Origin of the sequence: Anaerocolumna sedimenticola (assembly GCF_009931695.1) — a bacterium.
Classification (GTDB): domain Bacteria; phylum Bacillota; class Clostridia; order Lachnospirales; family Lachnospiraceae; genus Anaerocolumna; species Anaerocolumna sedimenticola.
In genome coordinates this window covers 5,259,840-5,274,307 of sequence record NZ_CP048000.1, presented here as the reverse complement: position 1 = coordinate 5,274,307, position 14,468 = coordinate 5,259,840, and the positions used below count along the sequence as shown (strand labels likewise).

General features: G+C 38.1%; 11 protein-coding genes. 8 read left to right on the top strand and 3 right to left on the bottom strand.

Features of this window, described 5'->3' with window-relative positions:
- Window positions 1-98 precede the first annotated feature (98 nt).
- Window positions 99-1,490: a MocR-like pyridoxine biosynthesis transcription factor PdxR gene (pdxR, locus tag Ana3638_RS23460; RefSeq protein ID WP_161840195.1), complete on the top strand. Its 1,392-nt coding sequence runs from the start codon at window positions 99-101 to the stop codon at window positions 1,488-1,490.
- On the opposite strand, the gene Ana3638_RS23455 is transcribed toward pdxR (Ana3638_RS23460), so the two are convergent.
- From Ana3638_RS23455 to Ana3638_RS23445, 3 genes are all read right to left on the bottom strand, one after another.
- Window positions 1,487-3,184 (bottom strand): GMC family oxidoreductase N-terminal domain-containing protein, encoded by a 1,698-nt coding sequence (locus Ana3638_RS23455; protein WP_161840194.1) that lies wholly within the window; start codon window positions 3,182-3,184, stop codon window positions 1,487-1,489. The genes pdxR (Ana3638_RS23460) and Ana3638_RS23455 overlap by 4 nt on opposite strands.
- Complete coding sequence (locus tag Ana3638_RS23450) at window positions 3,174-3,845, bottom strand: hypothetical protein (protein WP_161840193.1); 672 nt, start codon at window positions 3,843-3,845, stop codon at window positions 3,174-3,176. The genes Ana3638_RS23455 and Ana3638_RS23450 overlap by 11 nt, the downstream gene beginning before the upstream one ends.
- A gap of 223 nt (window positions 3,846-4,068) precedes the next feature.
- Complete coding sequence (locus Ana3638_RS23445) at window positions 4,069-5,388, bottom strand: MATE family efflux transporter (RefSeq protein ID WP_161840192.1); 1,320 nt, start codon at window positions 5,386-5,388, stop codon at window positions 4,069-4,071.
- A 140-nt stretch (window positions 5,389-5,528) separates the two neighbouring features.
- On the opposite strand from Ana3638_RS23445, the gene Ana3638_RS23440 reads away from it, so the two are divergent.
- The 7 genes from Ana3638_RS23440 to Ana3638_RS23410 all read left to right on the top strand — a co-directional run bounded on the left by Ana3638_RS23440 (window position 5,529) and on the right by Ana3638_RS23410 (window position 14,453).
- The gene (locus Ana3638_RS23440) at window positions 5,529-6,917 is read left to right on the top strand and encodes an aminotransferase-like domain-containing protein (RefSeq protein WP_161840191.1); all 1,389 of its coding nucleotides are present in this window, start codon (window positions 5,529-5,531) and stop codon (window positions 6,915-6,917) included.
- A 165-nt stretch (window positions 6,918-7,082) separates the two neighbouring features.
- Window positions 7,083-8,057, top strand: a complete 975-nt coding sequence (locus Ana3638_RS23435) for an aldo/keto reductase (RefSeq protein WP_202621532.1) — start codon at window positions 7,083-7,085, stop codon at window positions 8,055-8,057.
- Between the two features lie 14 nt (window positions 8,058-8,071).
- Window positions 8,072-9,466, top strand: a complete 1,395-nt coding sequence (pdxR, locus tag Ana3638_RS23430; RefSeq protein ID WP_161840190.1) for a MocR-like pyridoxine biosynthesis transcription factor PdxR — start codon at window positions 8,072-8,074, stop codon at window positions 9,464-9,466.
- A 12-nt stretch (window positions 9,467-9,478) separates the two neighbouring features.
- Entirely contained in the window at window positions 9,479-9,877 is a 399-nt protein-coding gene (locus Ana3638_RS23425) for a VOC family protein (RefSeq protein ID WP_161840189.1), read from the top strand.
- A gap of 856 nt (window positions 9,878-10,733) precedes the next feature.
- Entirely contained in the window at window positions 10,734-11,135 is a 402-nt protein-coding gene (locus Ana3638_RS23420) for an RrF2 family transcriptional regulator (protein ID WP_161840188.1), read from the top strand.
- Between the two features lie 583 nt (window positions 11,136-11,718).
- Window positions 11,719-12,501 (top strand): pectate lyase-like adhesive domain-containing protein, encoded by a 783-nt coding sequence (locus Ana3638_RS23415; protein WP_161840187.1) that lies wholly within the window; start codon window positions 11,719-11,721, stop codon window positions 12,499-12,501.
- Entirely contained in the window at window positions 12,498-14,453 is a 1,956-nt protein-coding gene (locus Ana3638_RS23410; RefSeq protein ID WP_161840186.1) for an Ig-like domain-containing protein, read from the top strand. The genes Ana3638_RS23415 and Ana3638_RS23410 overlap by 4 nt, the downstream gene beginning before the upstream one ends.
- Window positions 14,454-14,468 lie beyond the last annotated feature (15 nt).

Below are 14,468 nucleotides of genomic sequence, written 5' to 3'. Positions count from 1 at the left end.
ATTGATTGAATATTACTAAATTCTATTATATAATTAAAATTAATACCAGAAAGCTCCAATAATATAGAAGTTTTTAAGAACCAATTTGGAGGTTACTTATGACATATGGATTTGAAATAGACAGGACGTTACCTCTTTCTATAGCTAGACAGCTAGAGAACCAAATCAGGGATGCGATTCTTTGCAAAAAGCTTCCTTCCGGTACGAAAATGCCCCCGACGAGAAGACTGGCTGAAGAACTCGGTGTCGCACGCAATACGATTATCCAGGTTTATGAACAGCTAGTTGCTGAAGGGTATCTTAATAGTACCTTAGGTTCCGGCACCTATGTATCGGTAATCGGTATTCTGCCGGATAGCAGTAGAAAGAACAAAGACAGGCAAATCAAAAATCATAATTTGCAGAAGGGTATAATCTCATTTAATGCAGGTAATCCTGACAGTAATGCATTTCCAAAAAGCCAATGGGCTAAAATACTGAAGAATAACTGTTTGGATGCCGACCAATATACCCTTGGATATGGATCCTATGCGGGAAATATAAAGCTTCAGAAAGCGATATGTTCTTATGTTTATCGTGTAAAAGGGATTCAATGTGATTTCGATCAGATAATTATTGTTCCGGGTGCTTCCGGAGGTATGGAGGTACTCGCACCGGTGCTTTTAAGCAGGGATAACAGAATCATAATGGAGGATCCCTGCATCAATTTCGTCAGGAATACCTTCGAAAAATTCGGATATGTAATATGTCCGGTTGATGTGGATCAGCAGGGAATGGAGGTTAATCAGCTGAAATCGATACCGGAAGCCGGCCTCATTTATGTTGTACCCTCCCATCAGTTTCCATTAGGAGGCGTACTGCCGGCAGCGCGTCGTGTGGAATTGATACACTATGCCCGTGAACATAATGCTTATATCATAGAGGATGATTATGACAGCGAATTCCGGTATCAGGGAGAGGTAATCCAACCACTGCGAAATCTACAGCCGGACCGAGTCATTTATCTCGGCAGCTTCAGTAAGATATTTACACCATCCCTTAGAATGGGATATCTTATCGTCCCCGATGAAATCCGTGATCAAGTGGTGAAGCAGATGGAAACAGCAAATATATGGGTAAATTCATTGGAACAGATGGCTATGGCAGAATTTATTGATTCCATGTCTTTGGACAGGCATATTTATAAAATGAAGAAATTATATGAAGGAAAAAGAAAGCATATGATAGTATGCTTAATGAAAGCATTTGGCGACCACATCAAAATATCGGGAGAAAATGCAGGTCTTCATCTTCTGATCAGCTTTGATCGGAATTTAAGTGAGATGGATTTTGAGCGGCTCAGCCAGGCAAAGGTTGATGTGGATTTTGTTGAGGACTATTCATACCGGAAAGGAAAGCATAAGCATCAGCTTGTACTGGGGTATGGAGAACTGAGCATATCACAGATTGAAGAAGGAATAACAAGGCTGGCTGATGCTATTTTATGTTAACCAAAATATTTTTTTGCTAAGTTTTCAGCCGTACGCACAGCCAAGGCCTGGGTAGTAAGCGTTGGATTAGATCCTCCCAGACTATTATAAAGAACGCTGCTATCGGCTAAAAATAATCTTTTAACTTGAAAAGCTTCACAATTCGTATCGACAACAAACCCTATTCGCATGGTGCTGTGTATATGGGCATATAAATTGGGTAAAGCATCGGAACGTAGAATTTTCTTGGCGCCTGCTTTTTTTAACATATCTGCTGCAATAAGGGCCAATCTATCCCTTTTTTCCTTATCATTTTTACTTGGTTTGTACTTAATCACAGGGATGGAACCATGCTCATCCTTTAGAATAGGGTTAAGGTCAACTCCATTTTTTTGATTAACTTCATCATCAGTAAGGATTAACATGTTTAAGGTTCTCGGATATTCCAGCATATATTTTTTAAGTTCTTGACCTACAACTCTGCCTTTCATATCCCAGGGTTCATTCGGCTCAGGCTTACGTAAAAAATTGTATTTTTTACCCAAAGTATATAATAGTGAGGAGTGAAATCCCGGGCTTAAGCCTAATCCCTCAATGATTCCCAGCCCCGGATAAACAAATCTTGCTGCTGAAGTTTGCCCTATCCATGGTTCTGTACTGGGTACCTCTACGATATTCATTAGCGTTTTCTCGTCAAATATACCAGAAACAATATCATTCCAATGATTTGTCAATCCTTTGCCAACCCATGGATTACCTGGCAGCATTGAATTCAGCCATAACCGGGGTGTTTCAATACTTCCTGCCGCCAAGACCACGACCTTTGCTCTTAATTCACCGGTCTCACCTGTCCAGGTATCCTTATACTTAATGCCGACAGCCCTTAAACCCTCTTTTACATTTTCGGTTAATACTTTTGTGACGAAGGTATTTGGTCTAACTTCTACATTTCCTGTTTTAAGGGCAAGAGGAATATAACTCACCAGTGTTGAACGTTTGGCTACTTTTTCCACAGTTGGTCCAATATTACATCCATTGATACAATGACCTCTTAACGTACAACCTGGATTGTTTCCATCGAATGTAAAATCCGGATTGTTGATATCAGGATCAGGAGGTAAAATTGCATTGGGCTGGGGTTGATATCCCGGTGTTATAATATCGTGGGTTTTTAAAAGTGTCCATCCCGCTTTCTTTGCACCATAAAAAAATAGTTCCTCTTTCGTAGTTATGGGTGCAACGGAAACCGGAAGAGTAGCTTCGACTTTCTCGTAGTAGGGAATTAACTCTCGATAAGAAATAGGCCAGGCACCATCCACTGCCAATGGCAATGCCCGTGGTGAATTGGCAAGGTAATGGAGTGTAGTTCCACCTACTCCTGAAATCTGCCAGGCAAATCCCCCTTGGGGAATATCCCGAAACCACGGAGCTCTGCTTCTATCGGCAGAACCCCAACGGAATTTTCCAGCCACAGTGTCATTCATATCACTTTCATAATCTGTAAAACAGTTTTGTAAAATCCTATTAGATAAATTGTCAGGATTTGAATCGCTTTGGGCACCTCTCTCCTGGTTTGGATGGGGCCATTTTTTATTTCCATACCATGGTCCTGCTTCCAGCAATAAAACTTTTATTCCCTTTTCACCAAGTTCTTTGGCAGCTACGGGGCCGCCCCCGCCTGCACCTATGATTATCACATCCGCATTAGTCGTCATATTCTTGCTTTTCCTGTTCTTCAAATTGATCAAATAAATAACCCCGCAGAGCATGATAACCTTTGGAAATCCCTGGGTATCCCACTTCTTTCCAACCTGCAGGAAATTCCTCTATGATACGTTTCTCCGGTGTTACGAAACGCGTAGAATCAAAAGCGGACCACTCAGAATAGTAACCAAAAGTGGTCAGAGAGGTTAATAAACGTGTGACAGCAAGTACATTACCCTTATTTTGGTAAAAGGGAATCGGTAAATTTGTAAGGTCTAATTGCAGCTTTTCCAATAGAGATATGGCACGAATACGGTCATTTGGTTCAAGAGCTGCAAAAGCACCTTTTTCAGATATTACATCAGAGCAGATAGGTTTTATATTCCCATCCTTTTTAATTAACTCATTAGCAGCTATATTGAGCATATCTGCTGTTGCATTGGCCAAAGGAACAGGTATCCCTTTTTTCACGAATACCAGTGTTACGAAATGATTTAAAGTCCAGATTAAATAATCTTGTGTGTGCAATTTTAATGCTCCAACGGAAAGCTCCGAAGTCTTAGGAACTACAGCATCGGCCAATGCTTTAAAGGTTTCCACGGTCAGGGGAAGAGGATGTTTGCTTTGAAATTTTATTGTTTCAATAAACTTGTTTAAAAGTTCCAATTTCATTTATACCTCTTTTCCACTTTTATACCGAAGTACTTGGTTGTTTATTAACTGATGAATATGTTTCCCTGAAGAGTTCAATATAATACGAAACCATTAGTAAGATTTATCCTCAGATTTCAAGATTTACTTATTTTTGTAGAAAAATGGAAATAAGTGTGATATTATGGATATAACCAATTTAATTAAGTTGAGGATAGTATATGTAACATATCCTGTGGTATTTTTAACAATTCTTAGCGATGTACCGAAAATACAGGGAACGGATCAGCAACCCGCCAATCCAGCCAACAGGTGCGGCAATCCATATACCATTATAGATTAGGTCTGTTCTTGATAGTAGAATTGCCACAGGGACTTGCAAAAGGCACAGGGAACCAATGGATGCAAGCATTGGAACAAAGGATTTCCCATAACCAAGTAGCAGACCGTTTAATATCTGCATGGCAGCAAAAACCAGATAAAAGACGGATACTGTTCGCAAATAACCGATTCCAATTTGGACAACGCCCGGGTCGCGGTTAAATAGTGAGATAAAGAATGACGGAAACAGGAATATTATAATGGATAATAGGCCGGATATGCTGATTCCCATGGTTAGTGCAGACTTTCCTCCCCTGATGATCCGGTCTTTTTTCCTTGCTCCAAAGTTCTGTGCTGTAAAATTTGTCATAGCCTGCCCTAAATTCAAAGCGGGCATTTCTGCAAAGGAATCTACTTTTGAAGCGGCAGCAAATGCAGCCATGCAGTCAGTTCCAAAACCATTGATTAAATACTGTATGGTCATAAAACCAACACTGATAAATACCGTCTGAAGCATGGCGGGCATTCCAATTACCACACTTTTCTTTAATTCGTGACAATCAAACTGCAGACTAAAAAAGTGGATAGATAATTCCGGATAGCGGCGTACCATGTACAACATACATACGATAAAAGAAAAAAACTGTGAGATTACAGTTGCAATAGCAGCACCGGCCACCCCCAGCCGTACTACCTTGACAAAGAGAATAACCAAAACAATATTGATAAACGTTGATATAATTAAAATATTGGTTGGTGTTTTGGAATCACCGACACCTCTTAGAATATTAGTTAAGGAATTATAGGCGAAAGTAGGGATTACACCAATAAATATAATTTTTAAATATGTATTTGCAATGGCAAGAAGATTTTCAGGAACTTGAAAAAACACTAATATTTTGTAGGAAAGACAGACTCCTGAAATCGAAATGATAATTGATAGAATTATTGAAAACAAAAAGCCGGTGTCAACAACCTTTTTCACCAATTGAAGCTCTTTTGCACCATAATACCTGGAAATCAGGACACTTGCGCCTAATGAGATTCCCATTGAAAGGGCAATTAATAAAAAATTGATCTGATAGCTGAAACCTACTGCTGCAAGGCTTTCTTTTCCTAAAAAATTGCCGACAATTATGCTGTCTGTTATGTTATAAAGCTGCTGAAAAATATTGCCTGCCAGAATAGGCAGTGAAAAATAGAAAATAGTTTTAAATACGTTTCCCTGTGTTAAATCTTTCATATAGTCTCCTTTCGTTTCGATTGGCTGTACATAAGGTCCTAAAATACATACAATCAATACAAAATAAATATTATCATTGACATTGTTTGGTTTCAAACGCAATAATGTATGCAAGACAATGTTATATGAGGAGGTATGTCATGCCTGTTAATTCATTCGATGATTATCCGATGACATGGAGACCAAACCGGGCTATGTTGAAATTTCCGATTTATATTTCCCTTGCGGAGCTTTTGGAACAGGATATATTAAACCATAGGATATATCCTAATACGAAGCTGCCGCCCCAACGAGAATTAGCTGATTATCTGGATGTGAATCTGAGTACAATTACCCGTGCCTTTAAACTTTGTGAAACGAAAGGTTTGATTTATGCAACGATTGGAAAAGGGACGTTTGTTTCCCCAAATGCGGCCTTATCAAATACATACATGCGGGAGGAAGGAGACTTTATAGAACTTGGTTCTATACAACCCTATTATCAATTCAATGCTATTGTGACCGAAACGGCAAGAGCCATATTACAAAGAAAACAATCTGAAAAACTGTTTGAATTTGGTTATACTTTAGGGCAGAGTCATCATAGACAAATTGCACAAAAGTGGCTCTTGAATTTCCAGATAGATGTTTTAGCTGAGAATATAATTTTGACATCTGGTACACAAAATGCTCTTCTTATTACATTATTGTCACTGTTTAAAGCCGGTGACAAGATTGCTACTGATATTTTTACCTATTCTAATTTTATTAGCCTTGCGAGACAGTTAAATATTCAGTTAATACCGATTGCTTCAGACAGACAGGGGATGCTGCCGGACGAGCTGGAAAAACAAAGCAGGCTGCTTGATATAAAAGGAATCTATCTAATGCCATCCTGTACGAATCCAACGGGGGTTGCTATGCCGTTGGAACGCAGGAAAGCAATCAGCAGTGTCATAAGTAAGCAGGAAATGCTGCTTATCGAAGATGATACTTATGGATTTATCATGGACGATAAAATTAATCCTATGATGACGTTAATACCTGAGAATACAGTCTATGTGCATGGCCTGTCGAAATCTCTATCTGCCGGATTGAGAATAGCCTATTTAGTGGTTCCATATCATTTGCAGCAAATTTTTATTAAAACGACCAATAACATTAATTTAAAAATTCCTCTTCTTAATGCGGAAATTATGAGCGAGTTAATTGCAAGTGGATCCGCCTGCGAGATTATTAATAAGAAATGTATGCTGTCAGAGGAACGAAACAAATTGTACAGCAAGTATTTCAAAGTAAATACATCGGTGAATCCGTACAGCTTTTTTCATTGGTTATGGCTTCCTGCTGGCGTCAATGGATATAACTTTGAAATGCAGGCTGAAACCCGGGGTGTAAGGATATTATGTTCCGATCGTTTTGCAGTTGGAAACACTTCTGGTATTTCTGCTATTCGTGTGGCTACCTGTTCGCCTGCAACAATATACGAACTGGAAAGAGGATTACAAATTATTCAAAAACTGATAGAGGAGAATCAAACGGTAATATAAAAATTTACATTATGCATATAATCCATCTGCCTCGGTGTCCAGGAAAGTTTATCGTGTGGTTCCTTTAAATACTTTAAAATGTGGACCTTGAACAAACCAGAAATCGGTTCTATTATGTTAATAAGTTATATAACTTAATATAAAATTAGGAGATAAGGAGAGAAGATGGAACTTAATATCAAACAACTAAATCAAAAGATACAACCACTTGGTATGGGATGCTGGGCTATCGGCGGTGCGTGGGGACCGAAAGATCTTCCACTTGGCTGGTCGGTTGTAGACGATCAAGAATCAATCAAAGCACTGAGACACGCTTATGAGAGGGGAATCACATTATTCGATACTGCTGCCACGTATGGTTATGGACATAGTGAAAAAGTACTTGGGGAAGCGTTACATGATGTGAGAGATAAAATCCTGATAGCGACTAAGTTTGGATGTCCTTGTGATGAGGTTAAAAGAGAAGGATTGGGAGAAAGCATTGAAAGGAATTCTATTATAACCGAATGCCATGATTCGCTAAGAAGACTTCGTACAGATTACATTGATATTTACCAACTCCATTTACAGTCGGTAGAATTGGATCAAATTGATGACGTAGTAGAAACGCTTGAAATTCTTAAGGAAAGAGGCGATATCCGGAGTTATGGTTGGAGTACGGATTCTCCAAAAAAAGCGGAAGCCATTTTAAAGTATCCCGCATGCAGTGCTATACAATTTGACTTGAATATATTTGCAGATAATGAGGCAATGATACAGCTCATTGACGAACATCAGGTTATGGGGTTAAATAGACAGCCATTAGCAATGGGTTTACTGTCGGGAAAGTACGACTTAAACAGCAAATTGCCTAAAGACGATATTCGCTCAGGATCATTGGATTGGATGATTTACTTTGATCAAGGAATTCCCAACAGCCGATTACTAAGTAAACTGGAAGCTATTAGAGAGATTATCACATCTGGTGGGCGTACCATGGTGCAGGGAGCGTTGGCGTGGAATTGGGCAAGAAGCCCGTATATGGTACCGATTCCTGGATTCAAGAATGTAAAGCAGGTCGAAGATAATATCAAGGCACTTGATTTCGGACCATTAACGATGGAACAGGTAGAAGAAGTAAATGAAATTATAAAAGCATAAATTAGTGAGGTTATATGTTTATTAAAATCGATAGGAATTCGAAAATTCCCTTAAAAAAGCAGGTTTATGATACGATAATCAATGATATTGTTACTGGAAAGTTAAAAGCTGGTGAAAAAATACCCTCGACCAGAATATTTTCAGATTCCCTCAGTGTTGCAAGAAATATACTGGTAGAGGTATACGAGCAGTTAATTTCGGAGGGTTATCTGGAAGTCGTTAAGGGAAAGGGGACTTTTATTTCCTCCGTTGAAATCAAACCGATTCCTAATCGAGAAACCATAAAAGAGATTTATCAACCCGCTAAGATAAGTGATGTTATTTCATTTGAATGCGGGATACCTGATCTGAGTAATTTTCCGCGGAATGTGTGGGCTGGTTTTCTAAAAGAGAGTATGTTTGATATGACATCCCAGGAATGTGGCTATAGCCACATTCTTGGTTATAAGCCTCTCAGGATAGAGATAGCAGATTATTTACAGAATTATAAAGGTATTTGCTGTAGCAGTTCCCAAGTTTTTATCACTTCGGGCACATCGGATGCAATCGAATTTCTGTCACTTTTGTTTCGCAACCGATGTCCTAACTTTATATACGAAGAATTTACGGTACCTTTCATTCCTGATATTTTTAGATTGCAGGGATATCATATGAAAACAATTTCAGTTGATGAGGGAGGCATATCTGTGAAAGAACTTCAGGATGAACACGGTTCAGTAATATGCGTTTCACCCTCACACCAGTTTCCATTGGGCGGAACGCTATCCTTTGAAAGAAGAAAAATCATCTGTGACTGGCTTCTAAGAAATCATAGTTTCCTTATTGAAGATGACTATGATAGTGAATTCCGGTATAAAGGAGCATCGGTTAACTCGTTATATCAGCTTGCCCCTGATCATGTATTACATCTAGGTACTTTCAGTAAGACTTTAATACCGGCCTTACGATTGGGATATATGGTAATACCGGAAACGATGCTGGAGGAGGCCAGGCAATTGAGAGCTTTACTGAGAAAAAGTAATGACCTGGTAAATCAGATTGCATTATATAAATTTATAGCTTCTTCCAAATATACGAAACATATCTTTAAAATGAAGAAGATATACAAAAGCAGAATGTTATATATTACAAGCAGGCTTAGGGAACTTTTTGGGGATGAAATCAGTATCAATGGGGAAAATTCAGGACTCCATATTGCAGTCACCTTTCTGAATTATCGATTTGATGAGCATTTTGCGGAAATACTTTTGCAAAATGGCCTATCCATTGACCTGCTAACGGATTACCAACAAAATCCGTCTCAAGAAACGAATACACTGATATTCGGATTTGGTAACTTAAATCGGGAGGTAATTGAAGACGGCTTGCAACGGTTCAAAGAAGTGATGAATTTATATCGAAGGATTTAGAGGAGATATGCTATGAGAGTAAAATTTGCCCATACTGTAATTTTTGTAAAAGATATTGAGGTTTCAAGGAAATTCTATGCTGAATTACTGGGAATAAAAATTATTCAAGACCATAAAATTTTTTTATTTTTTGAAGGAAATTTTGCGCTCCATCAGGCCAAAGAGTTGGAAAACACGATATTTAAAAGAGAAGTAAAAGGAGATTCAGATTTACAAGGCAGGAATAATATTGATATTTATTTTGAGTGCAACGAAATTGAAAAAATATATGCCAGATTGGAAGAGAATCATATCCGGTTTATCCATTCAATAGAAAAACAACCTTGGGGGCAGAATGTTTTTAGGTTCTATGACCCTGATCTGCATATTATTGAGATTGGGGAACCCTCATTCAAAACGTTTGACGAGTAATTTACTGGTAAAAAATATTCACTTGAAGACAACCATTTTTCTTTATGTTTTGTGCCTGGTTAAGAAATAATCTACGTTATACACGTTACAGTGAACCGTATCATTTAAGTGCTTCAAAACATGGCGCAGTGTAAAAGCAGCCCTTTTATTGTATCCTTGGAGAAGAAAGATACAACAAAAGGGCTGCTTTTACGTTTGATTCCATTCTACTATACAGACTGCAACACATAATTATAATTGGGGACTAAAAAACATTTATTGGGAACATTTATGCTCCTAAAAAAATTAATAATTTTATCATTACTTTACATGTCGAATAATGTAAGTTATTACCTGCAGTTACCTCAATGTTTTATTTTAGATTATTATCTTACAGATATATAGCAAAACCTTTAGAATAGAGGGATAGTAAAAAAGTACGATGACTATATAATAATGTGATGACAACCAGAAGATGAGAGAATAAATATTGCAATTTGATTTATAGATATCCATATAAGAGTCGGACAGCGATATAACAAGAAATATCCGAAAGGTTTTGCTGATAAAAGAAATTTGCTATTTTGAAATCTGGAAACATCAGATAAGGGTGCATATTCAGATAGGAGTATGTTTCAATTATTAAGGGACAAGGGAGCAGTTGGAACACTGATACTATGGAAAAAATTTGTGGTCAGGCTTTTCAGATTATATATACGGCAAAATATATTTAGGTAATATATTTAGGTATGGAAGTAGTTGTAATATTTATATTATATTTCTTACACATGTATTGCTTATAATTTAACATGTCTTTATATTTAAAAAGGTGGTTTACGACAAAGAATTTATTAATCATTTATTAAGGAGAAATAATATGCAGCTACAAATTACAACCGATTATGCTATACGGATTGTCTGTTATTTAGCAAAACATCAGAATCAACTCCTTACCGCAAGAGAGATGTCAGATCAATTGGGGATTACCTACGCCTACTTTATAAAAGTTGTTTCACGAATTAGACAAGCAGGTTTCATAAAATCTGTTCAAGGGTCTGCCGGAGGATATTTTTTGGCAAAAGATGCCGCAGATATTACATTATACGATATTATCGAGGCCATGGAAGGTCAAATCCACATCAATCGTTGTTTGGAAAATGGTAGGTGTTGCAGCAGATTTGCTGCTGATAAACAAGTATGTCAGGTACACAACTTCCTTGAATCACTTCAAGATAATCTTATTACCGCATTAAAAAGCAAAAATATCTGTGATATATAAAGCAGGTATATACCAGTTATTCTCACCTATGGTGAGGGCTTTCACAAGCAGATAAAGGAACCGGTTAATACAGAACAGTTACTGGAAAGCGGGAATCAAGTTGAAGTTATCTTCTGTGATTATATGACCTTAGCAGCAAATAAGGAAGCTTAACTTTATTTACATACAAATAAAAAATTCATATTAAAAATGAGGTAAAAGAGATTCTTCAAGGGGTATAGCCTTTCATTAAAGCAATTCTAGAACGTTAATCCATTATTCTATTATGCAGAGCAGCAGATGTTTAAATTGAAACTATCCGCTGCTCTAACTCTGTTATCCGGCAGTGATATCACATTAATGCAGGATTATGTTCTTTTGTGCTCTTATGTACTCCGGAAATAACGGCTGACAATGATATTTTATGTGAGTATTGCATTCGATACAAAAAAAGATGGATTCGGAGCATCAGGCACCCAAAATAAATTAAACAAATTATACTTACGAAGTAAAGTATATATTCAAAAGAAACCGGGATGAAAATCATAGTAATAAGCAGTAATTATTAGTAGTAATTAACTCTATAAGCAGAGGGGGGAAAACTTTGAAATCACTATTTTCTTTATTTTTTAAATTGGTTACTTCTATTGTTTTAATAATCGTCTGTTTACCACCATCTTTTTCATTTGCGTATTCTGATGTTTTCAATAATTATTTTATTGCCGATGAAATGGGTTCCTCTGATATCTCATCTTCTGATGCCGCTACACAAGCGGAAGAAGTAATAACAGAAGCTGTAAAGGCAGAAGAGGTAATAAAGGAAGGGATACCACCGGAAAGCGATATAATGGAAGAAACTCAAACAGAAGAAAGTTTGCCGGATGAGATTCAGATGGATGAAACAGTAACACAAGAGGCAGTAGAAATTCAAACCAAGGAAATAAGCGCAGATTCGGCAATACCTGAAGTAGTGGCGAAAGCTGCAGTGACAGCTGATGTTTATGACCAAGCAACATTTATTACAGCCTTGCGGGATAAAACAATTTCTATCATTAATATTACTGCTGATTTTTCATTAAATTATGGTAATGTAATACCAGATTATACTACTTATATTCGACCTAATCTGGTTATTAATGGAAATGGACATATCGTTGATTTTACCGGTTTTTGTCCATCGTTTACTGTAAGTGAAGCATATCCCATGAATATAACACTTTATAACATCATAATATACGGAACCAATTATTATGGTCCCATTATGCTGACAGGGGCGAGGGCTACGGTAAGATTCGCTACGAAGATGTTGTCTATTATGGGGCACAAATTACAGCTTCTTACTATGCTGACCTTACTTATGCCGGAAATATCGTTTGTGAGCAGATGACGTCTTATGTAAGCCCGATAACTTCAGCTGTCAGATCTACTCAGGCCTCCGGGCAAGCGAACTTCGAAGCAACCAATCTGACAATCGAGGCTGGGACCAGATATATCGGCAGAACGGTTAATTCCGGTGCCTGGCATCTTTACCAAGGAGGAAAAGTGACGATTAATGAAGGTGCTATTGTTGATTTATATGCACCTGGTACTGATTACGAAGCTAATGGTAATACAATTTATGTCCAAGGTTCTTTGATTATAAAAGATGGTGCGCAGCTTAATATTCATAATGATGCCGCGACAACCAATGCCAGACCCGCGATCCAGGTGGTGAATACTGGTTCCAGCGTTCTTATCAGTTCCGGTGCACAACTGAATATTGATATTAACGGAAATTTGTCAACACGAGCAGGGATTTATTTGAGTTCCGGTACCAGCTTTATCGTGCAAGATGGAGCGGTGGTTAATATGAATCTTCGAAATCAGGGAAGCTCTACTTTGGATGCTATTTATGCGGAAGGTAATAATACCTTCAAGATTGGGAAACAAGGCACTTTTGATGTCAAGGTGGATGGAACAGGCGCCAGAAATATCATTCAATTAGCTGGAAGTAACAATTTATTCCAATTCGCGGATGCAAAAAGAGTGAATTTACAACTAGATAATACTTCATCAAGCAGCAGGCTTATCCGTATGTCTGGTAAATTAGTTGTCGATGTTCAGAAAGTGAGTGCTTGGATAAGCAACACATGGACATCTGGCGGGGACGACAATGCAGCCTATTCCTGGGCACCAATCTACGATATGACAGCAACTTATTCAGGCGCTGTTGTAAGTACAAGTACCGGTTCCGTTATAGCCGGTTCACTATCCGGTGCTGTTGCCAATGATTTTATACAAACGTTTAAGGCGATTAATTCATCAAGTATCTACACGAAACGTCTTTTGTTCGAATTAATTCCGGATGTCGGAATAACTCTTAATCCGTTAACGAATGATACTGCAAAGCCAAACAGTTATACGATTACCGGAGCCGCAGACCCGGGTGCATATGTTCTGCTGTCAGGAGATCCCAATATTCCTGCCGGAGTTATTCCCGGACAAGCTGATACTGATACAAAATTCTATCATGCAATCGCGAATGCGCAAGGTTATTTTTTCATTACTTTAAATGACGGATGTTACCTTACCGCTGGTGAAACTATAACTGCCTATGCGTATTTAAATGGTAAAGATAGTACGACATCAACCGTTGTATTAGATGAAGTTGCTCCGGACCCGCCTGTATTAGATCCATTACAATTTGGAAGTACGACAAGTACAGCATTTACCGGGACGGCAGAGGTTAATTCTACTGTTAATATTTATAATGAAGGCGGAACATTGGTTGCTATAGGGACTGCGGATGGTAACGGAAATTTTTCGATTTCCATTCCAGCGGAGGTAATATTGATTTCCGGAGATAAATATTATGCAAAAGCAGTTGATGCTTCAAACAATATAAGCGGTGCATCAAATTTAATCAGCGTTTCCGCTTCAGAATTAACATTTTTATCGGCTCCTGCAGCAATTTCCTTTGGTGAAAATATACGAATTTCTTCCCTTGATCAATGCTATGGAGTAAAAGCATTGGATGCCAGGTTGGCTGTCCAGGATACCAGGCTTAGTAAGAAAACCTGGAGAGTAACGGCAGCATTGGAATCACCGCTTTACAATGCTGATAAAGATAGCACCCTGGTGAACGCACTGGTTTATATTTCAGGAGGCAATGAGACCGTTCTGATAAATGAGAAAGCCGTAATTTACCAATGTTTAAGCGATAACAATAATACAATCAGCATCTCAGATACATGGAACGATAATAGCGGTTTGCTCTTGAAAGTACGTGCCGGTACGGCAAGAGTCGGAACCTATGAAGGGATGATTAAATGGACTCTCGAAGATGTTCCCGCGAATTAATATAAGAGGAGAAAA

What these genes read in the sequence shown, in the direction of transcription:
- pdxR (WP_161840190.1), top strand. Translation starts at nt 8,072, where the DNA reads ATGTTTATTAAAATCGATAGGAATTCGAAAATTCCCTTAAAAAAGCAG.
- Ana3638_RS23410 (WP_161840186.1), top strand. Translation starts at nt 12,498, where the DNA reads ATGACGTCTTATGTAAGCCCGATAACTTCAGCTGTCAGATCTACTCAG.
- Ana3638_RS23450 (WP_161840193.1), bottom strand. Translation starts at nt 3,845, where the DNA reads ATGAAATTGGAACTTTTAAACAAGTTTATTGAAACAATAAAATTTCAA.
- Ana3638_RS23455 (WP_161840194.1), bottom strand. Translation starts at nt 3,184, where the DNA reads ATGACGACTAATGCGGATGTGATAATCATAGGTGCAGGCGGGGGCGGC.
- Ana3638_RS23445 (WP_161840192.1), bottom strand. Translation starts at nt 5,388, where the DNA reads ATGAAAGATTTAACACAGGGAAACGTATTTAAAACTATTTTCTATTTT.
- pdxR (WP_161840195.1), top strand. Translation starts at nt 99, where the DNA reads ATGACATATGGATTTGAAATAGACAGGACGTTACCTCTTTCTATAGCT.
- Ana3638_RS23440 (WP_161840191.1), top strand. Translation starts at nt 5,529, where the DNA reads ATGCCTGTTAATTCATTCGATGATTATCCGATGACATGGAGACCAAAC.
- Ana3638_RS23420 (WP_161840188.1), top strand. Translation starts at nt 10,734, where the DNA reads ATGCAGCTACAAATTACAACCGATTATGCTATACGGATTGTCTGTTAT.
- Ana3638_RS23435 (WP_202621532.1), top strand. Translation starts at nt 7,083, where the DNA reads ATGGAACTTAATATCAAACAACTAAATCAAAAGATACAACCACTTGGT.
- Ana3638_RS23425 (WP_161840189.1), top strand. Translation starts at nt 9,479, where the DNA reads ATGAGAGTAAAATTTGCCCATACTGTAATTTTTGTAAAAGATATTGAG.